The 24,813-nt window shown below is 65.1% G+C and carries 22 protein-coding genes and 1 riboswitch; of the genes, 9 read left to right on the top strand and 13 right to left on the bottom strand.

What is annotated here, in order from left to right; genetic code table 11:
• The first annotated feature begins 132 nt into the window (after window positions 1–132).
• Window positions 133–606, top strand: coding sequence for a rhodanese-like domain-containing protein (locus QM618_RS12400; RefSeq protein WP_428099735.1), 474 nt, complete (start codon window positions 133–135; stop codon window positions 604–606).
• Here QM618_RS12400 and QM618_RS12395 read toward each other — a convergent pair.
• From QM618_RS12395 to QM618_RS12370, 6 genes are all read right to left on the bottom strand, one after another.
• Window positions 603–2,876, bottom strand: a complete 2,274-nt coding sequence (locus QM618_RS12395) for an LGFP repeat-containing protein (protein ID WP_428099733.1) — start codon at window positions 2,874–2,876, stop codon at window positions 603–605. The genes QM618_RS12400 and QM618_RS12395 overlap by 4 nt on opposite strands.
• Before the next feature lie 86 nt (window positions 2,877–2,962).
• Complete coding sequence (locus QM618_RS12390; protein ID WP_428099731.1) at window positions 2,963–3,610, bottom strand: ABC transporter ATP-binding protein; 648 nt, start codon at window positions 3,608–3,610, stop codon at window positions 2,963–2,965.
• Window positions 3,607–5,286 carry an ABC transporter permease gene (locus tag QM618_RS12385; protein WP_428099729.1) on the bottom strand — a complete coding sequence of 560 codons (1,680 nt, stop codon included), beginning with the start codon at window positions 5,284–5,286 and terminating at the stop codon, window positions 3,607–3,609. Before QM618_RS12385 ends, QM618_RS12390 begins: the two co-directional genes overlap by 4 nt.
• On the bottom strand, window positions 5,250–6,305 hold the full coding sequence (locus QM618_RS12380) for a thiamine ABC transporter substrate-binding protein (RefSeq protein ID WP_428099727.1): 1,056 nt from the start codon (window positions 6,303–6,305) through the stop codon (window positions 5,250–5,252). The genes QM618_RS12385 and QM618_RS12380 overlap by 37 nt, the downstream gene beginning before the upstream one ends.
• 18 nt (window positions 6,306–6,323) lie before the next feature.
• Window positions 6,324–6,449: riboswitch (TPP riboswitch) on the bottom strand.
• A gap of 20 nt (window positions 6,450–6,469) precedes the next feature.
• Window positions 6,470–9,343, bottom strand: coding sequence for an excalibur calcium-binding domain-containing protein (locus QM618_RS12375; protein ID WP_428099725.1), 2,874 nt, complete (start codon window positions 9,341–9,343; stop codon window positions 6,470–6,472).
• Window positions 9,344–9,441: 98 nt separating this feature from the next.
• On the bottom strand, window positions 9,442–9,753 hold the full coding sequence (locus QM618_RS12370) for an excalibur calcium-binding domain-containing protein (RefSeq protein WP_428099723.1): 312 nt from the start codon (window positions 9,751–9,753) through the stop codon (window positions 9,442–9,444).
• A 343-nt stretch (window positions 9,754–10,096) separates the two neighbouring features.
• Here QM618_RS12370 and QM618_RS12365 point away from each other — a divergent pair, with 343 nt between their 5' ends.
• On the top strand, window positions 10,097–10,867 hold the full coding sequence (locus QM618_RS12365) for a DUF559 domain-containing protein (protein WP_428099721.1): 771 nt from the start codon (window positions 10,097–10,099) through the stop codon (window positions 10,865–10,867).
• Window positions 10,868–10,933: 66 nt separating this feature from the next.
• On the opposite strand, the gene dcd is transcribed toward QM618_RS12365, so the two are convergent.
• Window positions 10,934–11,509: a dCTP deaminase gene (dcd, locus tag QM618_RS12360; RefSeq protein ID WP_428099719.1), complete on the bottom strand. Its 576-nt coding sequence runs from the start codon at window positions 11,507–11,509 to the stop codon at window positions 10,934–10,936.
• Between the two features lie 150 nt (window positions 11,510–11,659).
• Between dcd and QM618_RS12355 the strand changes: the two genes are divergently transcribed.
• A complete protein-coding gene (locus QM618_RS12355) occupies window positions 11,660–14,083 on the top strand; it encodes a GH36-type glycosyl hydrolase domain-containing protein (RefSeq protein ID WP_428099717.1) in 2,424 nt (807 codons plus the stop codon).
• A 62-nt stretch (window positions 14,084–14,145) separates the two neighbouring features.
• On the opposite strand, the gene QM618_RS12350 is transcribed toward QM618_RS12355, so the two are convergent.
• Window positions 14,146–14,742 carry a DUF4328 domain-containing protein gene (locus QM618_RS12350; protein WP_428099715.1) on the bottom strand — a complete coding sequence of 199 codons (597 nt, stop codon included), beginning with the start codon at window positions 14,740–14,742 and terminating at the stop codon, window positions 14,146–14,148.
• Between the two features lie 94 nt (window positions 14,743–14,836).
• Window positions 14,837–15,775 (bottom strand): DUF4349 domain-containing protein, encoded by a 939-nt coding sequence (locus tag QM618_RS12345; RefSeq protein WP_428099713.1) that lies wholly within the window; start codon window positions 15,773–15,775, stop codon window positions 14,837–14,839.
• Window positions 15,776–15,967: 192 nt separating this feature from the next.
• Here QM618_RS12345 and QM618_RS12340 point away from each other — a divergent pair, with 192 nt between their 5' ends.
• The 3 genes from QM618_RS12340 to QM618_RS12330 all read left to right on the top strand — a co-directional run bounded on the left by QM618_RS12340 (window position 15,968) and on the right by QM618_RS12330 (window position 19,802).
• Window positions 15,968–16,372, top strand: coding sequence for a GreA/GreB family elongation factor (locus tag QM618_RS12340; RefSeq protein ID WP_428099711.1), 405 nt, complete (start codon window positions 15,968–15,970; stop codon window positions 16,370–16,372).
• Window positions 16,373–16,391: 19 nt separating this feature from the next.
• Window positions 16,392–17,732 (top strand): NADP-specific glutamate dehydrogenase, encoded by a 1,341-nt coding sequence (gene gdhA / locus QM618_RS12335; protein WP_428099773.1) that lies wholly within the window; start codon window positions 16,392–16,394, stop codon window positions 17,730–17,732.
• 294 nt (window positions 17,733–18,026) lie between these two features.
• Window positions 18,027–19,802 carry a hypothetical protein gene (locus QM618_RS12330; protein WP_428099709.1) on the top strand — a complete coding sequence of 592 codons (1,776 nt, stop codon included), beginning with the start codon at window positions 18,027–18,029 and terminating at the stop codon, window positions 19,800–19,802.
• Between the two features lie 94 nt (window positions 19,803–19,896).
• Here QM618_RS12330 and QM618_RS12325 read toward each other — a convergent pair whose 3' ends face one another.
• Together QM618_RS12325 and QM618_RS12320 are read right to left on the bottom strand one after the other, a co-directional pair.
• Window positions 19,897–20,562: a potassium channel family protein gene (locus QM618_RS12325; protein ID WP_428099706.1), complete on the bottom strand. Its 666-nt coding sequence runs from the start codon at window positions 20,560–20,562 to the stop codon at window positions 19,897–19,899.
• Window positions 20,555–21,928 (bottom strand): TrkH family potassium uptake protein, encoded by a 1,374-nt coding sequence (locus tag QM618_RS12320; RefSeq protein ID WP_428099704.1) that lies wholly within the window; start codon window positions 21,926–21,928, stop codon window positions 20,555–20,557. Before QM618_RS12320 ends, QM618_RS12325 begins: the two co-directional genes overlap by 8 nt.
• Before the next feature lie 173 nt (window positions 21,929–22,101).
• Between QM618_RS12320 and QM618_RS12315 the strand changes: the two genes are divergently transcribed.
• Together QM618_RS12315 and QM618_RS12310 are read left to right on the top strand one after the other, a co-directional pair.
• Window positions 22,102–22,341, top strand: coding sequence for a helix-turn-helix domain-containing protein (locus QM618_RS12315; protein ID WP_428099702.1), 240 nt, complete (start codon window positions 22,102–22,104; stop codon window positions 22,339–22,341).
• A 61-nt stretch (window positions 22,342–22,402) separates the two neighbouring features.
• Window positions 22,403–22,501, top strand: a complete 99-nt coding sequence (locus tag QM618_RS12310) for a 30S ribosomal protein bS22 (protein ID WP_005504750.1) — start codon at window positions 22,403–22,405, stop codon at window positions 22,499–22,501.
• A 66-nt stretch (window positions 22,502–22,567) separates the two neighbouring features.
• Here the strand turns inward: QM618_RS12310 and QM618_RS12305 are convergent, their stop codons facing one another.
• A complete protein-coding gene (locus QM618_RS12305) occupies window positions 22,568–23,557 on the bottom strand; it encodes a hypothetical protein (RefSeq protein ID WP_428099699.1) in 990 nt (329 codons plus the stop codon).
• A gap of 159 nt (window positions 23,558–23,716) precedes the next feature.
• Entirely contained in the window at window positions 23,717–24,508 is a 792-nt protein-coding gene (locus QM618_RS12300) for an HAD family hydrolase (RefSeq protein WP_428099697.1), read from the bottom strand.
• A gap of 50 nt (window positions 24,509–24,558) precedes the next feature.
• On the opposite strand from QM618_RS12300, the gene QM618_RS12295 reads away from it, so the two are divergent.
• A complete protein-coding gene (locus QM618_RS12295) occupies window positions 24,559–24,795 on the top strand; it encodes a glutaredoxin family protein (RefSeq protein WP_428099695.1) in 237 nt (78 codons plus the stop codon).
• Window positions 24,796–24,813 lie beyond the last annotated feature (18 nt).

The following is a 24,813-nucleotide window of genomic DNA, read 5'->3' as shown; positions in this document are numbered from 1 at the left end:
GACTCAACTTACGTCTGCGGCCCGACGCTGTCAAGCCCTGTGAGCAAAAAGTTGAGTGAACTTGACTCAAGTCTGCAAACCCGGCCACATATGTCTGGACTGGCCCTGCCTGCTGGCCGTAGCGTCGGGCCCATGACAAGCCCAGCCGACGCTGCAGCCCACTTCCGCGCCAAACTCGCCTTTGAGACGGACGTCAGTGATGCGCACGCGGCGCTCGAGGCGAAAGAACCCGGCGTTGTGCTCGTGGACACGCGCAGCCTCGAGGCGTGGGAGCAGGGTCACGCGAGGGGGGCCGTGCACATCCCTAAGCCCGACATGCCTTCGCGGATCCCCGCCGAGTTCGCCGCGGACACCCAGTTCGTCGTCTACTGCTGGGGCCCAGGGTGCAACGGGGCCACGCGCGCGGGGCTCATCATCAGCGAGCTCGGCTACGCGGTCAAGGAGATGATCGGCGGCTTCGAGTATTGGGCGCGCGAGGGGCTGCCCGTCGACAAGGTGGTCACAGACGCGACCGGGGCGAGCGTGACCGTTGACGCCACCTATCCCGTGGACGCGCTGACCTCACCGCTACCCGCGGCGGGCCAGCGCATCGCGTGCGACTGCTAGGACGTCGCCTTCACCGTGCACGTCTTGCCCGTCACGCACGTGATGGTCGCGAACTGGAACTTCTGCGTGTAGGTCTTCTTCGCCGCGTTCCATGACGCCTCCGCGGTGGGCCAGCCGATCTTGGAACCAGAGACACCGCCGTTGGCCTTGACCGCCGCCCACACCGTGGTCGGCACCAAGAAGTTGCCCTTCGACTTCTGCCACGTGAGGGTGCCAACGGTGAAGGTCTGCACCTCGCCGCCGCCGTTCTTCGACGTCTTCACAACATCGGCGAGCGGCCAGCCGAGCGCGTCCGTAGTGACGCCGCGCGCGCGGGCAGCCTCGACGAAGTTGGTCCCCACCGCAGCCCACTTCTTGTTGTTGTGGAACACGGTTCCGCCCTGGAAGTCCTGGTTGGTGGTGCCCAGCACCGGGTCCTTGTAGCGCGCTGCCGTTGGCCAACCCAAGACCCCTGACGTGCGCCCCTTGGCGTTCCACGCCGTGAGCAGGCCGCCGTAGACAAAGGCGGCCTCGCCATCGGTTGCCTTCGCGAGCTTCCCGCCAACGAAGTTCTGCGCCACGCCGCCGCCGTTCGCGCTCGACGTCGCGGGAAGTCCTGTGGGAAGCCCCAGCTTGCCGCCGAACACGCCATTGGCGATAGCCGCGTCCACGAGGTCCTTGGCCACAATCGCGGTGGCCGTGCCGTCGGAGATGATGCTTGCCTTCTCGAAGTCCTGCACCGTGTACGCGGTGTCGCCGTATTGGTACACCTCCGAGGTTGGCCAGCCGATTTTCGCGCGGCCGCCCACCTTGGCGTACGCGGCAAAGATGGGGCCGGTCACGGCGCGGATTCCGTAGTCCGTGGAGTTCAGCAGCATGCCGTTCTTGAAACGCTGCGAGCCAATGCCGCCGGCCGCGGTCGAGGGAGCGTAGTTTCCGGTGGGCCAGCCAAGCGCGCTCGCGACATCGCCGCGCGCCAGGTAGTCGGCCACAAGCGTGTTGTGCACCCAGCCGTACACCGTGCCGTCTGCGAACACCAGGCCGTTGTCGAACTGCTGCGTGTACAGCCCGGTGCGAAGCGTGGTCTTGTCCGCCTTTGGCCAGCCGACGAAACCGCCGGGGCCGCCGTAGGCCTCCCACGCCGCGGTGAATCCGGACTTCATGAACATGGCGCTGAGGCCCGTTGGCTGAACCATCGTGCCCTTGGTGGTCCTCTGCAGCACTCCGCCGCCACCGGCCGTCGACGTCACGGTTGACTGCACGGGCCAGCCCGCCGTCTCGATCGTCGTCTTGAGCCAGAAGGTGTTGAGAGGCTTGGCCACGAGCGCGGCGCCCTCAGCGCTGGTCCATGCGATAGTGCCGTTCGCGAAGGCCTGGTAGTAGCCTCCCCCGCTCGCCTTGTTCAGTACGGGGGCTGCCTTGATCTCGCCGATCGCTCCTGAGCCGCCGCCGTTGGCGTTCCAGAACTCGATGATCTCGGTCTCGCCGTAGACGCCCGTGGCGCCGAACCAGTCGATGTACATGCGCCAGAAGTTGCGGTTGCCGTATGCCGAGCATGAGTCGCCCGTGCCGTACAGGTTCTTGAGCGCCGCCTTGTTTGGTGTGTACGGCGTGTACACGTACAGCGCGTGCGTGGCCTGGTTGCGCACGAACACCGCGCGCGTTCCACACCCAGCCGTGGTGTCGTAAAGGATGTTCGACGTCTTGCCGGCCTGGTACCGGGTGTAGTTGCTCGAGGAGGGGAGTGTGTAGCCCTTGAGCAGCGAGGCTCCGTAGTACACCTGGCCGTAAAGGCCCTGGTACGGGGTGTTGCAGCCCGTGGAGTCTGGGCATCCGGCGCCCATCGCGTAGGCGAAGGAGCGCGCGCTTGGCGTGCGGTTCGTGACGAGGCTCTGCTCCTTCTGGAGGATCACGAGGATCGCCTTGGGGCTGATCCCGCACGCCTTGCCCACCGTGGAGATGATCTGGCCCGCCGTCTGCTTAGTAGCCGCCGGGATCGCCTTGCACTTGGAGGTGGCCGCCTTTGCGGTCACGTTCTCCTTGTAGTTCTCTAGGCACACCGTGGTGAGGCAGCCAGGGTTGCGGTTGTCGATGAAGTCATCAACCTGCTGTGCGGTCATCGCCGAGCCGTTGAAGAAGGCGGAATCGGTGATCAGCATGCCGGGATCGAAGTCCGCCGCGTCCGCCGCTTGCGCCGGAGCAGGTAGCGCGAACTGCAACCCCGCGAGCATAGCCACGAGCGCGAACGTCGTCATGGCGAGTCGGGCAAACTGGCTCTTCTGCAGGCGCACGGCATCGTCTCCTTTGGGGCGTTGTCCTACGGTTATCGGCAAACCGGCCAGGAATATCAACCCCAAGTGAGAGATTCCACACGAGATCAGGGGGCGATGACACCGTCTCGCATGCGCAGTACGCGCGCGGCCACGCGCGTTGCCTCCTCGGGATCGTGCGTCACCATGAGCGCGGTAGTGCCCGACGCTGTGAGGACTTCGCCGAGGTCGTCGGCTAGGCGCTCGCGGAGGTCGGCATCGAGTGAGCTGAGTGGCTCGTCGAGGCACAGCAGTCGAGGACTCGGTGCCAAGGATCGCGCAAGGGCAACGCGCTGGCGCTGGCCACCGCTGAGTTCGGTGACCTTGCGGTGGTCAAGCCCGTCAAGACCAACCAGTTCCAGTAGTTCCTGCACGCGCGCCTCGCGCTCCACACGCGAGAGGTGCGGGATGCCGTAGGCGAGATTTCCGGCAACCGTGAGGTGGGGAAACAGCTGACCGTCCTGGAACACGAGGCCAAAGCCGCGGCGGTGAATGGGGAGCCTTGTCACGTCTTCGTGGTCGAATGTGATGCTGCCGGAGGCGGGCTCCACGGTTCCCACGATGGCGCCAAGCAGTGATGACTTTCCGCAGCCGGACGGGCCAAGGAGCGCCACGATCTCGCCTCGAGCCACCTCGAGGTCCACGTGGTTTACCGCCACCACGGGCGGCCGGCCGGGATACGTGACGGTCAGGTCGCTGACGCGCAGGCCGGTCATACGTCAGCCCTCACCCGGGTGCGCAGCCGTTCGGTGGTGAGCATCACCGCCGCGGTGAGCAGCGCGAGCAAGACGACGGCGGCGAATCCCATGCCCACATTCTCGGCCCCCGGCCGCCCAAGCAGACGCGCGATCGCGAGCGGCAAGGTGGGGCGGTCAGGGCGCGCCACGAACGCGGTGGCGCCAAACTCGCCCATGGCGATCGCGAAGGCAAAGCCGGCCGCGAGGGCAACAGGGCCTCGCAGCAACGGCCAGTCCACCGTGCGCCACACGCGCCACGGGCTGGCGCCAAGGCTGGCCCCCGCGGCACGGAGGCGCGGATCGATAGCCCGCGTTGCGGGCACCAGGATGCGCACCGCGAGCGGCAGTGCCACCACGGCTTGCGCGAGCGGCACCAGCCACCACGAGGTGCGCAGGTCTACGCCAGCAATCTCGCGATTGAGCGTCAAGAGCATGCCAAGGCCAATCACCACGGCGCTCACGCCAAGCGGTCCCATCGCCACCGCGTCGATCCACCGTGCCCAGCGCGGCCCGCGCACCGTCGCGGCGGACACGGCCACCGTGAGCGCGGCCGCGATCGCCGCGGCGATGAGCGCGGTGACCGTGGAGTTGAGCGCCGCTTGCGCCACGCTTACCGGCAGCACGGACTGAGCAGGCTGGGTGAACAGCGCCCCGTAGTTGGCGAGCGAGTGCCCGCCGCCGGCGACGCGAAGCGACCGCTCCACGAGCGCAACCGCGGGCAGCACGATGAGTGCACCAACGGCCGCCACCGAGAGCACGAGCCATGGGCCATCGGCCCCGCGCGCGGGCCGAGAGCCGTCAAGCTCGCGACCCGTGGCCACGCGGTCGCGCCCGCGCCGGGCCCACGACGCCAACGCGAGCGCTGCCGCAACGAACACCAACTGCACGATCGCAAGCACCGCGGCCGCATGAAGGTCGAGGAACTGGTTCACCTGGAAGTAGATCTCCGTCTCGATGGTGCGCACTCGCGTGCCACCCAGCACCAGCACGATGCCGAACGACGTGGAGCAGAACAGCAGCACCACGGCAGCGGCGGCGCCAAGCGCCGGCGCGAGCGCGGGCACGGTCACGGTGCGGAACGCTCTCCACCGGCTCGCCCCAAGCGTGCGCGCTGCCAGTTGAGCCCCGGGATCAAGTGCGGCCCACGCGCTGCCGACCACCCTCGCCACCACGGACACGTTGAAGAACACCAGCGCGAGCACGATCGCGGTCATCGACTGATCGAGGTGCGTGAACCCCAAGAGCCCGCGCTTCGCGAACAGGGCGCCGAACGCGGCGGCCACCACCACGGTGGGCAGCACGAACGGCACCGCAACGATCGCCCTTGCCACCACCTGACCGCGCCACCGCAACCGGTACAGCGCCCACGCCGCAGGCACGCCGAGGGCTACCGAGCCCACCGTCCCCAAAGCCGCGAGCGCAAGGGTGGTGACCAGAGCGTCGGGCACCCCTGGAGAGGCGAGCACGTCCCACGCCGCGCCCGTACCCGTGCCCGCGAGGCCCCGCCGCAAGACGGTGAGCAGCGGCCATGCGAAGAACACGGCCAAGAACACCACGGGCAACGCGACCACCGCCGCCCACGCAAGGTGGCGGCGCGCGTGCCCCCGCGCTGCGTGGATCAGGGGGTCACCACCGCCGTCCAGTCCTTGATCCACTGATCGCGGTTGGCCGCGATGTCGGCGGCGGGAACGGACCACGGTGCGCTTGCGAGCGGCGCGTACGTTGCCCAGTCCGCGGGCACCTCGACGGCGCTCGAGACGGGGTAGACGTACATGTTCTCGGGGAGGGCGGCCTGGAATTCGTCGCTCAACATCCAGTCAACGACCTTGCCGGCCGCGGTGGGATGCTTGGCGCCCTCGAGCACTCCCACGTACTCCACCTGCCGGAAGCACGTGTCGAGCAGGGCGGCTGTGGTGGGCTCGCCGTCGATGACCTCGAAGGGCGGGGACGAGGCGTAGCTGAGGACGATGGGGTAGTCGCCGCCGTAGTTGGGAGCGCTGAAGTCCGTGTAGTACGTGTCCGACCAGCTCGCGGTGACGCGCACGTCATTCGCGACGAGGGCGCTCCAGTAGTCCTGCCAACCGTCGCCCTTGGCCGCGATGGTCGCGAGCAAGAAGGCGAGGCCAGGGCTGGAGGTGGCGGGGTTCGTGACGCTGACGAGGCTCTTGTATTCGGGCTTCAGAAGGTCGTCGAACGTCTGAGGCACCGCGAGGCCGTTGTCCTCGAAGTAGGCGAGGTCGTAGTTGAGGCACACGTCGGAGAAGTCCACGGCCGTGAGCGCCTCGCTGCCCTCGATCGCGTACTGGGCGGCGTCCACCGCGGCTGGGGCGCTCGACGTGTAGTCCGCGAAGACGCCCTCATCGAGGGCGCGGCTCGCGAACGTGTTGTCCACGCCGTACGCGACGTCACCGAGCGGCGCATCCTTGGTGAGGATCAGCTGGTTGACCATCGCGCCCGCGTCGCCGGGGGCAACAAAGGTGACCTTGATGCCAGTGTCGCGTTCAAACTGGGCGACCACAGCGTCGGGCACCGCAAAGCTGTCATGGGTGACAACGGTGACTTCCGTATCCGCTGGCTGCGCGCTGCCCGACGGCGTGGCCGGGTCTTGCGTGGACGTGCACGCCGCGAGGGTTGCGACGGCGATGACGGGAACTGCAACGCGCAAGGTGCGCATGAATGCCTCCTCTAAAGGAGGGGACGAGACTCGACTCCCTACGCCGGTGCGAGCCGGATCAGGTTCGAGGGTCTGCGGCTGGTCCGCACTCTCAGCGCCCTTTGCCGTCTCATGTGAGGCGGTGGCGCTCCCCTGTCGTGTGAGGCCAGCCTAGCGTGTTGGCGCTACTCGCAGGCCCAGCCGTCTTTGTCAGCATCGCGCGAGGCGTTGAGCGAGTAGAGGCTCGACGAGACGTACGTGGTCGAGAGGATGCCTCCCTCGGCTACCCCTCTGACAAGGTTCTTGGTGGACGAACTCTTCGCGACGCCGCCGGGATAGTCCTTCTTCAGGTCCGTGCAGTTGGCGTACTTGATGCCCAACGGCTTTGTCGCCTTGGACGTTCGGCTCGCCGTGAGGTATCCCGCCTTCTTGCCGGTCACCTTGACGGTGATGCTCGCGTACGCGTCCTTCACGGAGACCTTGTAGGTGCTCTTCGTAGCGCCGGAGATCGCCTTGCCGTTGCGATACCACTGGTAACTCTTCGTGACGGTGCCCGGACCCCAGGTGCCGCTCTTCGCGGTGAGTGTGGACTTGACCTTCGCCGTGCCGGTGATTGTGGGGGTTGGCTTGGACGTGAGGGCCTTGAGGATCATCACGCTTGCGCTTGTCTTTGATGTGGTGGTGTACCCGGACTTCGTGGCGGTGACCTTGACTGTGATGGTGTGGCCGCCGTCGGCCGTGACGGTCTTGTAGGTGGACTTTGTGGCACCGGAGATCGCCTTGCCCGCGCGGTACCACTGGTACTTGTAGCTCGTGGGCGCGGGTGACCAGGTGCCCTTGGTGGCGGTGAGCGTGTAGCCGACGGCCATGGTGCCGGAGACGGCGGGCGTCGGCTTCGACGTGAAGTACTTCTTCACACTCACCATGGGCGTCTCGACCGACGTGCGCAGGTATCCCGCGCGCTCGCCGTAGATCACGACCGAAATCTTCTTCCCTGCGTCGGCCGCGGTGAGCGTGTAGGTCTTTGCGTTCGCTCCGTCGATCGCCCACGAGTCGCGCATCCACACGTACGAGTAGGCGGTTGGGCTCGGTGTGAAAGCAGGTGGCACCGCCGTGAGGACTTTGCCGACGTCGGGCGTGCCGGAGATGCTGCCTTTGCCTCGCACCTTCCAGTCGTTCCGCAGGACGATCTCTGGCGCCGACACGTAGGTGCGCGGAAGGTAGTTGGTCTTCGATGCGGTTGCCCGCACCACGAGCGACTTTCCGATTGCTGATGTGGGCACCGCCCATGAGCATGACCCGTTGGTCGGGACAGTCACGCCGTTGAGGATCCACTCACATGTCCACGTGGCGTCCTTGATCTTGAAGAGGGGCCACGGCGCCGCTGTCATCCCTGCAGTCGGCGACTCGACGAACTGCAGGCCGATGTCCTCGGGGAGGACGCCCAAGACTGTCAGTGGCTCGCCGGATACGATCACGGTCGCCATGCCGTCGGCTCTCGTGATAGCGCTCGGCGTGACCGTCGAACCGATTCCACTCGCGAGCGGGATGACAGATCGTGTGTAGGTAGAGTCCGTGCCGTCTCCGACGGTCCATCGGTAGGTGGGCTCGACGCGCCTCGTGCCCCACGCGGCCAGTTCGATGCTCGCGACCTGTCCCACAACGAGTTGGGACGGGAAGCTCATCGTAGGCAAATACTCCTCGGGCCACGGGCACGGCTCGTCGTGGCCGTAAGCTTCCGACTCGAACGTCGCGGAGAAGTTGGAGCCGCCGCGCGTACGCAACGAGACCGCGCCGTTAAATGGCACCACGAAGCTAACTTCGTCGTACACACCGTCTCGTGCGACAAGTGGGCGGGCGGTGCCGTCGATGTCAGTCCCAGCGGTCATTGTGTGCTGTACGCACGCCGCGATGGGCGGCAGGGTGCCGCGCTCGTCGTGCGCTGACCAATCGCCCAACATCGGAAGCGACGCGAGCGGCGAAACGTCGGTCACGCGATTGTGGTCGAGCCGCACGGTCGTGAGTGCAGGGAGGGTCGACAGGACCGAGATGTCCTCCACCTCGTTGTTGTCGAGCGTCAGGGTGACTAGTCCAGTCGAGTCGGCCAATGGGGCGAGGCTCGTGATCTGGTTGTCGTCGAGGTGAAGCTCTGAGAGGTCGCCGTGGTCGGCGAGGAAGTTGATGTGCTCTATCCCCAGGCCGCGCAGCGAGGCGTATTCGAGTGCGGTCGCGTCGGCGAGTACGTCGAGGTCTGTGACTGTCGTCTCGTCGAGAGACAGCCACGTGAGCGGCGCGCCGCCGAGCCAGTCGACCGCGTCGACGTTGGAGTTGCTCAGGTCCACCGCGCGGAGATCCGTGAGCGTAGTCAGCGCGTTCCAGTCGGTGAGATTGGCCCCGGGGAGTTCCAAAGTCTGGAGATTTATCAGGCTGGCGAGCGACGTCGCGGAGCCAGAGGCGAATCTCTCGAACCGCAGGCGCTCCAAAGTCGTGAGCGACGCGAGTGGCGCGACGTCGACTTGCTGTCCGCTCGCCCAGACGCTTAGGCCCTTAAGGGTGGTCGAGCCGCTCAACCATCCCAATCCTTGTGTGGCAGTGCTGTCTCCGACACTGACCGCAATCGTCTCGATTGGCGCCTCCAAGATCCGCGCGGCATTGACGCCTTGTGGAATGGAGGAGATCTCTAGTTCGCGTAACGCGCCTAGTGCGCCGATGGGTGAAAAGTAAGTGTCGAGGTACTCGTCTCTTCCGGGGTCGCCTTCCGGGACGCCCCACAACTGGAAATTCGCGTAAAGTCTGAGGCGCTCAAGGCGCGTCGCGGCCTCCAGGCCTGTGAGCGACTCGACTTGGTAAGTCTCGCAGTCGAGACTCGTGAGCGAGGCGAACTCATCGCGCGGCACAGCTTCGGTCGATCCAAGGCCGAGCGCCTCTTGCACGCAGTGCTCGATCGCTGCGCTCCCGAAGGCGACGAAGTCGCCCGGCTCGCCGTTCGCCCCTGGCGCCACCGCGGCGCTGAGAACGAGGGTAACGACGATAGCGCCCACCGTCCGAGGGGCCTTCATGCGAACTGTGCCTTCCTTCTGGGCCGTCGCCACAAGATATCAGCGCAGGTTGCCGCTCGCCGGGTGGTCCGGGCGTAGGCGGGCGCCTCACCGCTCCGCTACTCGCAGGCCCAGCCGTCCTTGTCGCGGTCCATCTTGCTGTTCTGCGCGTAGAGCGTCGCGGACACCTTGGTGTTCTTCTTGAGTCCGTTCTTCTTCTTGCCGTTCACCTTGTTCACGGTGGACTTGGACTTGGCGACGCCGCCCGGGTAGACCTTCTTGAGCGCGGTGCAGTTGGCGTAGGTCTTCGTGGGCACGAGCTCGTGGGTGCCAGCGGGCGCCGCTGACGCGGCGGATAACCCCGCACCGGCGAGCAAGAAGGCCGCCGTAGTCGCGGCGGCGACGGCACGGAAAGTACGACGTGTGGTCATGGGAACCCCCTCAGCATGGACTGGTGATGGGGCGAGTGTGCTCGAACCCGGCGCTCGCTCGCAATGCGATGCGGCCAACGTCACACAACGCCCGATCCTCGCTGCCGTGAGTAGATTTTTGAGGAATCCTCGCCGCAATCCTTGCGAATCTACTCACAGGGCAGTTGTCCACAGGGCGTGCGCGGCACGCGCCCGCTTCCTGTTGGCTGGTCCAGTGTCAACTCGGGAACTTGCGGCGTGGCTGGAGGCCAGCGGTGAACCGCATCGGGTCGCTGACCTCGCGGCACGATGGGGAGCGTGGGCTCCACGCGCGGTCGTCTCCAGCGGAGCGGCGATATCCGTCTTGCCTGGCGTCATTGCCCACCGCGCGCTCGCGACCGAGCCGCGAGTGCGCGGACTCGCGCTGGCACTCTGGAACCCGCAGCTTCACGTGACGGGCGCACTCGCGCTCCATCTCATGGCTTCCGGACTTCGCGCGCCAGCGACCGCCTACGCAGTGGTGCCCTACGGCGTCCGACTTGCCCCGGTTGACGGGGTGGTGGTGTGGCAACGCGCTCCCATTCTGACCAGCCAGCTGCCGCAAGGAGTGCGGTGCGTTGCTGCCGAGCGCGCACTGGTCGACGCCTGGCAGGCTGCTTCCCCTTCGTCGCGCGACACAGTCGTGTACGAGGCACTATGGGCGCGAGCCACCACGGCGAAAGCTGCGCTGCGAGAGCTCGCGCGGATGCCGCGGGTGAAGAACCGGGGCGCGCTACGGTGCATTCTCGACGCGGTTTCGGCTGGTATGACCTCTCCGCTTGAGGCGATCGCCCGCACCCAGGTCTTCACCGGTCCGGAGTGGCAGGACATTGAGTGGCAGGCGCGAATCGAGGACTCGAGCACTTTTCGGCGGGCCGACGCGCTACTACGTCGTGCGCGCGTGATCCTCGAGTTCGACGGACACAAGTATCACGGGAGCGCCGAAGCCCGCGAGCGCGACCGGCGGCGAGACATCGAACTTGCCGCTGCTGGCTACATCACCATTCGGTTCACGCACGACGACCTGACGCGGCGTCCCGCCTGGTGTCGCGAGACGGTCAGACAGGTAGTTCGGGCCCGATTGCGTCAGCTGTGAGTAGATTTCTAAGGAATCTGACCCCCGATTCTCGGGAATCCACTCACACGCGATGGCAGTGGTGGGTCACACGTCCGTGCGGTGGAAGTTCTGGTAGCTCTTCGAGGCCGTTGGCCCGCGCTGGCCGCGGTAGCGCGACCCATACTTCGCGGAGCCGTACGGATTCTCCGCGGGGGAGGACAGCCGGAAGAAGCACAGCTGGCCAATCTTCATTCCCGGCCACAGGTTGATCGGCAGCGTCGCGGTGTTCGACAACTCCAGGGTCACGTTGCCCTCGAAGCCAGGGTCGATGAAGCCGGCCGTGGAGTGCGTGAGAAGCCCAAGGCGACCCAACGAGGACTTGCCTTCGAGCCTTGCTGCCACATCGTCGGGCAGTACCACGGACTCAAACGTGGAGCCGAGCACGAACTCGCCGGGGTGCAACACGAACGGCCCCTCGCTGCCCACGTCCACGAGCCGCGTGAGCTCGGCCTGCTCGGCGGCGGGGTCGATCGCGGCGTAGCGGTGGTTCTCGAAAACGCGGAAGAACTTGTCGAGGCGCACATCGATGGAGGACGGTTGAATCATCTCGGGGTCGTAGGGGTCAAGCACCACGCGCCCGGCATTGATCTCGGCGCGAATGTCGCGATCGGAGAGAAGCATGCGGCAAACCTACCGCCTCCCACGGCCCGACGCTGGGGTGGCCAAGGCACGGGCGTTTCCATAACGTTTCGGTTACGCGGTCGCAACGTTTCGAGCGGAGCATTACGCTTGGCCATTGGTTGCCTCTAACCATCCTGAGGAAGGGATGTCATGCAGTTCGGTCACTTCGACGATGAAGCCCGCGAATACGTCATCACGACGCCGCACACCCCCTACCCGTGGATCAACTACCTGGGCGCTCAAGACTTCTTTGGGCTCGTGTCCCACATGGGCGGTGGCTACTGCTTCTACCGCGACGCCAAGATGCGTCGCCTCACGCGCTACCGCTACAACAACATTCCCGTTGACGACGGCGGCCGCTACTTCTCCATCAACGACGGTGGCGACGTGTGGAGCCCCTCGTACCGCCCGTACAAGACCGAGCTCGACCGCTTCGAGACGCGTCACGGCATGGGCTACACGCGCATCACGGGAGCGCGCGGGGGCGTCGAGGCCTCGGTGCTGCTGTTTGTGCCCGTGGACATCAACGCGGAGATCCACCAGGTCACGCTGACCAACACGAGCGACGCGGCCAAGTCCCTGCAGCTGTTCAGCTTCATCGAGTTCTGCCTGTGGAACGCCGAGGACGATCAGACCAACTACCAGCGCAATCTCAACATCGGCGAGGTCGAGGTTGAGGACGGCGCGATCTATCACAAGACCGAGTACCGCGAGCGTCGTGACCACTACGCGGTCTACGGCGTGAACGCGCCCGTCGCGGGCTTTGACACGGACCGCGACTCGTTCCTCGGCTACGGAAACGGCTTCGACGAAGCTGTGGTGCCTCACACCGGAAAGGCCACTAATTCCGTGGCGTCCGGGTGGTACCCGATCGGCTCGCACCAGCTCTCCGTTGAGCTTGAGCCGGGCGAGTCCAAGCAGTTCACGTTCGTGCTCGGTTACCTCGAGAACGCGGCAGACGACAAGTGGGAGGCCCCCAGCGTCGTCAACAAGAAGGGCGGCCGCGAGCTGCTCGCGCACTTCGCCACCAACGAGGCCACGGACGCCGAGTTCGCCAAGCTCAACGCGTACTGGGACAACCTGCTGGGCTCGTACATGGTGGAATCCGGCGACGACAAGCTCAACCGCATGGTCAACATCTGGAACCAGTACCAGTGCATGGTGACCTACAACATGTCGCGTTCTGCCTCGTACTTTGAGACGGGAATTGGCCGCGGCATGGGCTTCCGCGACTCCAACCAGGACTTGCTTGGCTTTGTGCACCTGGTCCCTGAGCGGGCTCGCGAGCGCATCATCGACATCGCGTCCACGCAGTTCGAGGACGGCTCCGCGTACCACCAGTACCAGCCCCTCACGAAGCGCGGAAACAACGCGATCGGCTCGGGCTTCAACGACGACCCGCTGTGGCTCATCGCCGGCGTCGCGGCCTACATCAAGGAGACCGGCGACTTCGCGATCCTTGACGAGTCCGTGCCGTTCGACAACGACGAGTCCAAGGCGACGTCGCTCATGGACCACCTCAAGCGGTCCTTTGACCACCCGCTGCACAACATGGGGCCCCACGGGCTGCCGCTCATCGGCCGCGCCGACTGGAACGACTGCCTCAACCTCAACTGCTTCTCCACCACCCCCGGTGAGTCCTTCCAGACCACGGAGAACCAGGCGGGCGGCGTCGCGGAGTCGGTGTTCATTGCGGGCATGTTCTGCGCCATTGGCCCGGATTACGCCGCGCTTGCCCGACGCCGTGGAGACGAGGCGGAGGCGTCACGTGCCGAAGCGGCCGTCTCTGCGATGAAGCAGGCCGTAGTGGATCACGGCTGGGATGGCGCGTGGTTCCGTCGCGCGTACGACTACTACGGCAACGTGGTGGGCGGCGACGAGAACGCAGAGGCCAAGATCTGGATCGAGCCGCAGGGCTACTGCATCATGGGCGGCGTGGGCCTCGAGGACGGCAAGGCCATCCAGGCTCTCGACTCGGTGCGCGAGCGCCTCAACACCCCCCACGGCATCGTGCTGCTCAACCCCGCGTTCACCGAGTACCACGTGGAGCTTGGCGAAGTCTCGAGCTACCCGCCCGGGTACAAGGAGAACGCCGGCATCTTCTGCCACAACAACCCGTGGATCATCATCGCGGAGACGATTGTTGGCCGGAACGAGTACGCGTGGGAGTACTACAAGCAGATCACTCCCGCGTACCGCGAGGAGATCTCCGAGGTGCACCGCCTCGAGCCCTACGTGTATGCGCAGATGATCGCAGGCAAGGACGCGCAGCGTCACGGCGAGGCCAAGAACTCGTGGCTCACGGGCACGGCGTCGTGGAACTTCGTGACCGTGTCGCAGTACCTGCTTGGCGTGCGCCCCGACTACGACGGCCTCGTCGTTGACCCGTGCATCGGCGCGGAAGTTGGCGAGTTCACCGTGCGTCGTCAGGTGCGCGGAGCCACCTATGAGATCCACGTGACAAACTCGGGTTCCGGCCGTGCGTCGCTCACTGTCGACGGCGAGCCCATCGAGGGCAACCACGTGCCGTACGCGCCTGCCGGTGCCACCGTGAAGGTGGAGGCGCGCGTTTAGTTCACCACAGCGTCGGGCCGGAGGAGGGAACCGGCCCGGCGTTGTGTTTTTCCACTGAGCCGCTATTGAGCCGGCCGAGGGACAAAGCTCGCGGAGATCTCGCGGATGAGCACAACGAGACCAGCATACGCGGCGACGATCGCGACGATTGACAGAACGAGCAGCCCGGTCGTGAGCGCGTTCGTCTCTGGAATCCGGCTGTAGATCCTGTCGACGACAAGGAACACCACCCACGCGGTCCACCACGTCGGCGCCGCCCAAGCGGAGGGACGGCGAACTCGAACGCGGAACGCACCGAAGACCTTGTATGGACCCCAGAAGTTGTAGATGGGAATGATCCACGCCGCCCAGAGCTTCCACGGGGCGGGGCTGTCGTAGCCGGCAAGCAACAAGCGAGAGCGGACCGCGAACATCCAGCGCAGCAACGTTCCGTAGCCGGTGAGCATGCCGATCACGATCACCGCGAGCCATACGACCCAGGTCGCCTGGTCGGTGTCGGCGACCCCGCGCTCAACGAGGACGGCGTAGGTTAGGAAGGCTACCTGGGCGAGGGTCGCGATCCCGGTCCCTGTGATTGCGACCGTGGGCTCCGAGCCGAAGGATCGGATCTTTCGCGTCACTGGAGTGGGGTTGCCGTACATGTCGGTGGTCGCGGTCACGTGGTGCTCCTTCTGCCGACGCCCCTTCGCGCCGGTGGCCACATGCTATTGCTGGGGCGCGCCCACGGGTGGGATTGGCCAACGCTGTTGTCGCCTACGGCGCTGTCGTCACCTCGTCGAGGGGCTCCTCGGCCACCGGTGCGGCCGGCTGCGCGTCGACCTTGCCGGCACGCGACTTGCGCCACCGCACCACGGCAATCACCGCAACGCCGATCACGCCGAACACCACGAGCCACGGAAGCAGCACCCCAAGCGCCACGAGGACCACGGAGAAGAAGTTCACGAGCCCGTTCCAGCCGGTAGCGAGGCCGTCAACGAAGGTGCTCGAGGACTCGTCCGCAGCCTCCACCGGAACCGTGGTGAGCGACAGTTCGATCGTCGACAGCGACACCTGATCGTTGAGCCCGCGCTGCTCCGCCTCGAGGCTCTCGAGTTCCGCCTGGCGGGACTCCAGCTCGTTCTCGAGTTTGATGATGTCGGCGATATCCTTGGCGTCCGCGAGCAGCCCTTCGATGCGCAGCGTGGAGGCGCGAAGGGTGGAGATCTTCGCGTCGAGATCCGTGACCTTATTGGTGACGTCCGAGGCCGTGGTCTCGAATTGGTCAACCGTGCCAAGGGAGCGCAGCTGCTCCACGACAGCGTCTAGCTTGGATGCGGGGATGCGGAGTACGAGGCTCGCCGAGGCCCCGTTCCACTCGTCCGCGGCGGTCTCCGATCGCGCATCCACACGCCCGCCCGCGTCGTTCACCATCGTGGACGCCTGGTCTGCCGCCTCGAGTGGCTTGTCCACGGTCATGTACATGGACCCCGTCACGATCATCGAGCGGCTGGAGGCAGGAGTCTCATTGGAAACGTCCCCATTCGCGGCGGAGTCGGCGCCCGCGTCGGCCTCGATCACCGGCGCGCCTGCCGCGGATGCCAGGCCATCGGCGCTCGACGAGCAACCCGCGAGAAGTGCTCCTGCGAGCACAACGAGCAACACAAGTGCTGCGAGGCGAAACCGCGTCATCGCGGCACCAGCGGTGGTGGTCATGGTGGTCATGTTATTGAGACGCTTGGCAGCAAAGAAGCGCGGGGGTGTCTCGGTTAGGTCACGCCTTGGTTACGCAGGTTCTTGCCGTTTGCCAGGCACAACATGGGGCACGCGGCCTGCCCGACGCTGTGGCTGGGCTAGCATGGCTCGGTACCCCCGCACTCGCGGGGGTTTTGTGCAAGGGAGCACCTCATGACGACTGAAACCGTGTGGCTCACGCCTGCGGCGCTGCAGCGCCTACGGGACGAACTCGCTAGCCTCAACCCCCACACCGCCGCCCCGGCGGAGCTTGCCCGCATCGCGGAGCTGCGCGCCCTGATTGCGCGCGCGGAGGCAACCACCAAGCCGGACGACGGCCTCGTGGAGCCGGGAATGCGCGTGACCGTGCGCTTCGAGGACGACGCCTCCATCACGGAGTTCGTGATCGGCTCGCGGACTCTCTTGGGCAACGACGAGTCGCTCGATGTTGCCGTGTACTCCCCTGAATCGCCACTGGGCGCCGCCATCAACGGCCTCTACGTGGGCGACGTCGCCACCATTGACGCGCCCAAAGGCACCCGCAACCTGACGATTATTGCCGCGACTCCCGTCGCGTGAAGGGCCTACTGTGACCGACCTGCATGACCGCTTGACCCCTGTCTTCGAAGAAGTAGTTCGCCGGAACCCTGGTGAGGCCGAGTTCCACCAGGCGGTGCGCGAGGTGCTCGAGAGCCTTGGCCCCGTGGTCTCCAAGCACCCGCACTACGCGGATGCCGCGATCATCCGCCGCATGTGCGAGCCGGAGCGGCAGATCATCTTCCGGGTGCCGTGGGTCGACGACGCGGGCGAGGTGCAGCTCAACCGCGGCTTCCGTGTGGAGTTCAACTCTGCCCTTGGCCCGTACAAGGGCGGACTGCGCTTCCACCCCAGCGTGTATCTGGGCATCGTCAAGTTCCTAGGCTTTGAGCAGATCTTCAAGAACTCACTCACGGGCATGCCCATCGGCGGCGGCAAGGGCGGCTCTGACTTTGACCCCAAGGGCCGTTCGGATGCCGAGGTCATGCGCTTCTGCCAGTCCTTCATGACGGAGCTTTACCGGCACATCGGCGAGTACACGGACGTTCCTGCGGGCGACATCGGCGTTGGCGGCCGCGAGCTCGGTTACCTCTTTGGCCAATACAAGCGCATTACCAATCAGTACGAATCCGGCGTGCTGACCGGAAAGGGCCTCACGTGGGGCGGCTCGCAGGTGCGCACGGAGGCCACGGGGTACGGCACCGTTTTCTTCGTTGACGAGATGCTTAAGCGCCGTGGGCGTTCGCTCGATGGGGTCAAGACCGTCGTTTCGGGCTCCGGAAACGTGGCGATTTACGCTGCGGAGAAGGTGTACCAGTTGGGCGGCCGCGTGATCGCGATGTCGGATTCCAGCGGGTACGTCGTGGACGAGGACGGCATCGACCTTTACCTCATGAAGGACATCAAGGAGAAGCGCAGGGGACGCGTCAGCGACTACGTCGATGAGCGCGGGGGAGGCGCACGCCTCGTCACGGGCGGCAGCGTGTGGGATGTGCCGTGCGACGTCGCTCTGCCGTGCGCTACCCAGAACGAACTCACCGCGGAAGATGCGGCATCGCTTATTCGCAACGGTGTGGTGGCGGTTGCGGAAGGCGCCAACATGCCCTGCACGCCCGACGCTGTGCGCGCCTTCCAGGACGCAGGCGTGGCTTTCGCTCCGGGCAAGGCGGCAAACGCGGGCGGGGTGGCCACCTCGGCGCTTGAGATGCAGCAGAACGCGTCTCGCGACTCGTGGAACTTCGCGTACACCGAGGAGCGCCTGCACGTCATCATGCGTGACATCCACGAGCGCTGCGCCGCCACGGCAGAAGAGTACGGCGCCCCGGGCAACTACGTGGTGGGCGCGAACATCAGCGGCTTCACCAAGGTGGCCGACGCGATGATCGCGTTTGGGGTCATCTAGCCGTTTCGTTGGGGCTGGCCGGGTGCTGGCCCGAAAGTATCGTGCACCCTAGCCGTTACCAGGTGTTTCGAGGTGCGAAAGTATCGCGAATCGTTTCGAACCTATACCTCTTTGGCGTGCGTCGAAATCTACCAGTGGTAAGCGAATTTGTCGTGTTGACGAACAAATTCCGTTTCGCCCATAGTCGTCACGCCCAACGCCGTGGACTGGCGGAGACCCCTCAGCTTCAGCCAGCCACGGCGTCGGGCCGTCCTCGCCGCCGGCAGGGACGCGCCAGCCACAATGGAGTGACCAATGACTCAAACCCGCCGCCGCGCGCTCATCAGTGCCGCGGCCATCATCGGCGTGGGGCTCACGAGCTTCGCGCTCACGATCCCAGCGCAGGCTGACGTTGATGCCGACTTCGCGTCGTCGTCGAATGCGTCGGACCCGTCCTACTTTGAGTGCTACAACCCCGTGTCGCCCTACAACAAGGGCTACTGCATGGTGACGTCCCAAGACCTCGGCGAGGCTCCGCTGCGCAAAGGTCAACTGGGCGAGAACTACTACCCCATGAGCACCACTCGAGCCTTCTTCTCGAGCGACGGTCTCAAGTGGACCACGATCACCGCGGCCCTCAATGAGACGAAGCTGCAGAAGGTCGTCAACGGCAACATCCAAACGCTGTCTGGAACCAAGCACTTGTGGGCGCCGTCGGTTCGTACGCTCATCACCCCAGGCGGCCGCGCTGAGCGCCCGGTTGAGAACTATTTCCTCTACACCCCGGACCTGCTCGACAAAGAGGATAGGTTCTCCTCGCGCATCTGGGTGACATACGCGAACAACCCGTACTCGGGGTATGGCAACACTGCGATCTGGGGCCTGCCAAGTGGGAACGCGAACCAGCAGATCCTCGGCATTCCTACGGCCGCGGACATCGACAGGTTCAAGGACCGGTATCCGCTCTACATGAGCGACCCGGACGTCTTCACCAACACGTCCGCCGCCGACAACACCTACTGGGACCACGAGTTCGACGACTACTTGCTGTGGGCCGATGGCGACGCGAGCTCGTGTGGCGGCCTGTCTATCCGAAAGATGACCAACCAGTGGACCGTGCAGCAGTTCCACGACCCCAATGAGGCCTGGCTTGACATCCGGGGCCTCAACTCGGGAACCGATGCGCTCGGCACGTGCGTGAAGAAGTACCCCACCACGCACCAGATCGACATCGGCAGGCCCTACATCGAGGGCGGCGAGCTGTTCCACACCGGGCAGCTGTCGCTTGCGAAGACAGCAAACGAAGGAATGCCGGGGCCGTACCTGCTGGTGTTCGCCGCCAAGCCGAGCATTGTGCCGTCACGGTGCACATCCGCAAACGGAGAGCCCAACACCTCGAACGAGGTGATCGCGTACGCCACGGCGAGCACCGTAACCGGTCCGTACCAGTACCGCGGAATCATCATGTGCGGTTCGTCCACAGAGTGGACCAACCAGGCAACAATTGAGCAGGTGAAGGCTCCGGATGGCACGTACCGCCTAGTGCTGGTGTATCACGACGGACCGGCCGCGAATGAGAACCAGCCCCGCAACAGGGTCTTGCACTCCGAGTGCCTCTACGCGGTGGACAACGGATTCGTGAAGACGCAGCGGTCTGCCGATGGTGCCGCGTCGGTGAGCGGCGCCCCAGCATGGTGCATCTCGAACTCCAAGATCACAGCGCTGACGTCGGTCTCGAACGGCAAGTACGTCAACGTGAACAACTCGGGGAACCTGCAGGCGGCCGGTCAGGACGTCGGTGTGTGGGAGCAAATGTCACGAGTGACGTCTGGCTCGTACACGTACTTCAAGGCCCGCAACGGCAACAAGTATGTGGGCACCAGCACCACGCAGTTGAAGGCCGACCAGACCTCCACCACCACCGCCGCGCGATTCACGATGGAGCAGGTGGCCGGCACCAAGTACCGCATCAAGGACTCCAACGGACGCTACCTCCAGGTGCAGTCCAACGGAATCGTGAAGGCGAACTCGACTGCCCCGTCGAGCACTGACACGTCCTACCAGTTCTGGTTGCAGACCCTCACGAACTGAGGTGAGACACAGCGTCGGCCCCCGGGATGATCTCCTGGGGGCCGACGCTGGTGTCAGTCTTGGGTGTGCCGTCGCCTTGTGGGACGCTGCAGTTCTACGGACGCTGCGCGAAGCGTTCGAGAAGTTCGCCCTCGCCGGCGACCACCAGCAGGTCATCGGGCCGCACGATGGTGTCAGGGGTGGCGTACTCGAAGGCGTGGCCGGGGCTTTTCACGCCGATGACCTGCACGCCGTATTTACCAGGGAGATCGAGCTTCCCCAGTGAGAAGTCATGGGTCTCAAGCGGTGGCCGCATCTTGACGATCGTGAAGCCGTCCTCGACCTCGATGTAGTCGATCATGCGGCCGCCTACGGAGTGGGCAACGCGAACGCCAGTTGCCGCCTCTGGAAGCACCACGTGGTGGGCGCCGATGCGCTCAAGGATGCGGCCGTGCTCGGCCGAGATGGCCTTTGCCCAGATTTCCTTGATGCCAAAGTCCGCGAGGTTTCCCGTGATGAGCACGGAGGCTTCGAGCTCGTTGCCGATTCCTACCACGGCTGCCGAGAAGTCTGAGGCGCCGATCTGCTCGAGCGCGAGCGGATCCGCGAGGTCCGCCTCCACCACGGGGATGCGCTTTGACCAGCGCTCTACGAGGCGCGAGTCCTTGTCCACCGCGAGCACCTCGACGTCCATGTTGTCCAGGGTGTCGGCGACGGCAGAGCCAAACCGGCCCAAGCCAACCACGAGCACGCCACGCGAGGAAGTTTCGTTCTTAGCCAACGAGGGGCCTTTCTGCTGGGTAGCGGATCACACGCCGTTGCCGGTTCAACGCTAGCGCGGCGACCACCGTGAGCGAGCCTACGCGGCCCACGTACATCAGCACGATGAGAGTCACTTTGCCGCCGTAGTTGAGGTCAGCGGTGATGCCGGTGCTGAGGCCACACGTGGCAAAGGCGGACACCACTTCATACAGCGCGCGGTCAAGCGCGATCCCCGTAACCGACATGAACACGACCGTGCCGACGATGACGATGAACAGAGACACGAGCGTGACGGACACCGCCAGGCGAAGCACCTCGGTGCCAATGCGCTTCCCGTACGCCTCCATGTCGCGGCGGCCGCGCGCCTCGGCCCAGATCGCCAATAACAGCACGGCAAGCGTCGTGGTCCGGATACCTCCGGCTGTACCGCCGGAGCCGCCGCCGATGAACATCAGCACGTCCTCGAGCAGCCAGGTCTGTTGGGTCGCGTTGCCGATGTTGAAGGATGAGAACCCGCCGGAGCGTTGGTTGATGGACTGGAAGAACACGTTGCCGATCGTCGCCATCGTGCTCTCGCTGCCAAGGGTGCCCGGGTTGTCCCATTCGAACAGCAGCAGGAACGACGCGGAGACGGTCGACAGCACCAGCACCATCGTGACCGTGAGCTTGGTGTGCAGGGTCCACTTCTTGGGGGTGCGCCACGCGCGCAGCAGATTGAAATACACGGGGAAGCCGAGCGCGCCAAGGAAGACTCCGCCCGCGATCGGCACCAGCATCCACAGATCGCTTGAGTAGGGGTACAGGCCAACGGGGTCGGGGGAGAAGCCGGCGTTGTTGAAGGAGGAGATGGCGTAGAACGCCGAGAAGCCGGCAGAGCGGCCCAACCCATAGTCAAGGGTTAGGAATCTGGGAAAGAGGATGGCGCCAATGAGGAGCTCGGTGGCTGTAGACACCACCACCACAATCGCGAGTAGCGACTTCACGTCACCCAGCCCAGATGCACGGGCCTCGCCTGCGGCAAGGATGCGTTGCGTGAGGCCGATGCGGCGAGAGACCGCGAGGCCAACGAGCGACGCGAGCGTCATGATGCCAAGGCCGCCCACCTTGATGGCCGCGGCGATGATCGCGAGCCCCCACGGGTTGAAGTGGGTGGAGATGTCGATCGTGGACAGGCCCGTCACGCACACCGCGCTCGTGGACACGAAGAGCGCGTCGATGAAATGGGTGCCCTTGCCGTCCACCGTGACCCCGGGAATCATCAACAGGGTTGCGAAGAAGAAGACGATGATGGCGAAGGCGCCAAGCGCGAGGCGCGCCGGAGTGTGGAGGGCGGTGCGGTTGACCCACTCTCCTACGGCGGAACGCACCGACTTCGTGGCGCCCATCACCCTCCCAAACTCCAGTAATCGCGGCACTTGTGAGCCCGCTGTGCGGCAGTGCCGCCGTTATCACTATCGGCACGAGTCACAGGGTTCACAACAGTCACATCTGCCCCTACAGTGGAGCCTCAAGACAGCCGATATCCGCGGTGAAGTCTCACGAGGGAGAACCAACGAACATGGCCAATAGCGGCGCGAATCGCACCACGTTCCTCACGGTAGCGGAGGTAGCGGAGATGGTGCGTGTGTCGCGCATGACCGTGTACCGCTGGATTCACACGGGCGAACTCCCCGCCGTGCGCTTTGGCCGCTCCTTCCGCGTGCCCCAGCAGGCCGTCGAGACCTTCATGGAACAGGCCGAGCTCGCCGGGGGCTACATCACCGAGGATGACGAGCACCGCTCCGGCACGGTAGGATAGTTCCTTGTCTGTCACGTCCGACGGACTGTGACTATAAGTTTCTAGCTCCAAGGTTGGTTCCATGGGATCCGTCATCAAGAAGCGCCGCAAGCGCATGTCGAAGAAGAAGCACCGCAAGCTTCTTCGGAAGACGCGCCACCAGCGTCGCAACAAGAAGTGATCAAAGCCCGCTTAAGGCGGGCTTTTTTCATGCCCTGGCGGCCCGACGCTGTGGCTGGCTATGTCTCTAGCGCCAGGTCTCGGGGGGCATCTGCGCAATTACGGGGTACGTGTCCTCTTGACCGTCCCAACTGAGTAGCCGTTCGTGAGTTCCCTCGGACAGCGATGTGCGCATGATGGTAGCTCGATCGTTGCGGACCCTCAGAGTGAGCAGATGCTCATTGTCAGCCAGTCCAAGCGCGCGGACCGGGCGGGTGTCGCGAGTGCCATATGACGGCAGCACCGTCACTGGCTCTTTGGTGCCGTCAAGATGATGGATCCACGCCTCGTCACCGGTTCCTTCCACGAGGACGCGATCGCTGTCAGGCCCCCAGGACGCTGACCCGGAGAGATTTCCGCCCTCGAGCCGGGCCGCCACCTCCCATGTGTCAGTGTCATAGACCGTTACCTCTTTGGGCCACCGGTTGGTCTCGTTCCGGTACACGAGAGAGATTGCCACCAGCCGGCCGTTCGGCGACCACTGGATCGTGGTTGTGTCCGTAACTCCATTTAGGACGGCGTTAAGGACTTCAATCGTGCGCGGCGGCTCACCGCCGAACGTCGCGACCAGCAGTCGCGTGCGGGAGGCCTGGTACAACAGGTCGTTGAGTTCCCAAGGCTTCATCCTGCTCTGGTCCACGCCACGCAGGACCCCTTCCCTGACAGCCTCGTCCACCACTCCTTCGGCCATGACGAGTTGCTGCCCAGATGGCGATCCCCCAAATGGATACCGACCGGTCCCTTTCTTCACCGGCGGATCGAACGTCGCCCGCGAGACAGCACCAGTAGCGATCTCGACGCGATAGAAACCCTCGGTGGACCAATGCGGTCGGTCAGAACCAACCTCCTTTGCGAAGTCACGAGTGTTCTCAAAGATGAGGAACGCGCCTCCCGGGGTAAGCACGTCGCGCTCCTCAAGGGCCAAGCGCTCGGTTTGCGGTGTCTTGCCAATGTTCTGTGCGCCCAGGATCCAGCCGCGCATCACGTTGGGAAACTGCGTCGTCGAGCGAAACACCATGACCAACGGTTCTGCCGACGGCCACAGCGGTGCGTCACTAGTGCCAGGTTTCAACCACACGTTCGCGTTGCCTCCGTCAAGTTCCGTAGGTTCCTTTACCACCAGGTGCCACCTCCCCACTTCGGTGGGGCGGCTGGCCTGCCGGGCGCGCAGGATGACCTACCGCCTGAAGATCGCCTTCCGCATCCCTCGCCCTACCGCTAGGATCACCCACGCGGTCCCCGTCACGGACGCACGAATCACCCCACGCCGCCCGCTCTTGCGGCGCTTGCGGAACTCGCGGATGGGCCAGTTGCGCTCCGCGGCGATGCGCCGCATGCGCGAATCGGGGTTGATCGCCCCCGGCACGCCAACCGCCTCAAGCATTGGCACGTCGTTGGACGAGTCGCCGTACGCGTAGGACCGCGAGAGGTCCAGCCCGCGCTCCACGGCGAGCGCCTGGATCGCCTCTGCCTTGCGCGGCCCGTGCAGTAGCCCACCCTCGATGACGCCCGTGTAGTGACCTTGCTCCTGCTCGGCGACCGTGCCGAGCCCGCCTGTGGCGCCGATGCGGGACGCGATGAGGCGCGCGATCTCTTGCGGCGACGCGGTCACGAGCCACACCTCGTGGCCACGTTCCAAGTGGGAGTCGATCAGCGCCTTGGTGCCAGGGAAGATGCGGTGCGTGAGCACCGTGTCCCACACCTCTTCACCAATCGCCACAATTTCTGCCGCGGACCAGCCACGGAAGAACTTGGGAGCTTGAGAGGTCACGGCATCCATCTGCTGCTGGGTCTCGCCGAACATCCGGTACTTGAGCTGCTCGAACGCGAACTTGAAGATGTCGCGCGTGCGCAGGTAGTCGTGCTCTCGCAATCCACGGGCCAGGTGATACGCGCTCGCCCCGCGAATGATGGTGTTGTCCACGTCGAAGAAGGCCGCAACTTGCGTGCCTGACGCCGGGGAGTTCACGCCGCCATGGTACCCAGCGGCGACCAACCAACACGAAGTAGCCTGACCACATGAGCGCTCGCGTCGTGATGTACACCCGCGCCGGCTGCCACCTGTGTGACGACGCCCTTGAGGTGGTCGCCGCCGTCTGCCAAGCGTCGGGCAGTGACTACCAACTGGTGGACGTGGATGCCGATCCCTCCCTCAAGGACGCCTACGGCGAGCAGGTGCCCGTAGTCACCGTGGACGGCAGCACGGTTGGGTTCTGGCGCATCGACCCCCAGGTGTTGGCCCAGGCACTCGCGTAGCCCTGGGACAATAGGCGC

This window comes from Demequina sp., from assembly GCF_049841215.1.
Taxonomy (GTDB): domain Bacteria; phylum Actinomycetota; class Actinomycetes; order Actinomycetales; family Demequinaceae; genus Demequina.
The sequence above is the reverse complement of the archived record's forward strand: the minus strand, read 5'-3'. Positions and strand labels throughout refer to the sequence as shown.

Bases quoted from the DNA above. Each gene is read 5' to 3' on its own strand.
- QM618_RS12400 (WP_428099735.1), top strand. From the start codon at position 133: ATGACAAGCCCAGCCGACGCTGCAGCCCACTTCCGCGCCAAACTCGCC.
- QM618_RS12390 (WP_428099731.1), bottom strand. From the start codon at position 3,610: ATGACCGGCCTGCGCGTCAGCGACCTGACCGTCACGTATCCCGGCCGG.
- QM618_RS12380 (WP_428099727.1), bottom strand. From the start codon at position 6,305: ATGCGCACCTTGCGCGTTGCAGTTCCCGTCATCGCCGTCGCAACCCTC.
- QM618_RS12375 (WP_428099725.1), bottom strand. From the start codon at position 9,343: ATGAAGGCCCCTCGGACGGTGGGCGCTATCGTCGTTACCCTCGTTCTC.
- QM618_RS12370 (WP_428099723.1), bottom strand. From the start codon at position 9,753: ATGACCACACGTCGTACTTTCCGTGCCGTCGCCGCCGCGACTACGGCG.
- dcd (WP_428099719.1), bottom strand. From the start codon at position 11,509: ATGCTTCTCTCCGATCGCGACATTCGCGCCGAGATCAATGCCGGGCGC.
- QM618_RS12355 (WP_428099717.1), top strand. From the start codon at position 11,660: ATGCAGTTCGGTCACTTCGACGATGAAGCCCGCGAATACGTCATCACG.
- QM618_RS12345 (WP_428099713.1), bottom strand. From the start codon at position 15,775: ATGACCACCACCGCTGGTGCCGCGATGACGCGGTTTCGCCTCGCAGCA.
- QM618_RS12340 (WP_428099711.1), top strand. From the start codon at position 15,968: ATGACGACTGAAACCGTGTGGCTCACGCCTGCGGCGCTGCAGCGCCTA.
- QM618_RS12330 (WP_428099709.1), top strand. From the start codon at position 18,027: ATGACTCAAACCCGCCGCCGCGCGCTCATCAGTGCCGCGGCCATCATC.
- QM618_RS12320 (WP_428099704.1), bottom strand. From the start codon at position 21,928: ATGGGCGCCACGAAGTCGGTGCGTTCCGCCGTAGGAGAGTGGGTCAAC.
- QM618_RS12315 (WP_428099702.1), top strand. From the start codon at position 22,102: ATGGCCAATAGCGGCGCGAATCGCACCACGTTCCTCACGGTAGCGGAG.
- QM618_RS12310 (WP_005504750.1), top strand. From the start codon at position 22,403: ATGGGATCCGTCATCAAGAAGCGCCGCAAGCGCATGTCGAAGAAGAAG.
- QM618_RS12305 (WP_428099699.1), bottom strand. From the start codon at position 23,557: ATGGTGTTTCGCTCGACGACGCAGTTTCCCAACGTGATGCGCGGCTGG.
- QM618_RS12295 (WP_428099695.1), top strand. From the start codon at position 24,559: ATGAGCGCTCGCGTCGTGATGTACACCCGCGCCGGCTGCCACCTGTGT.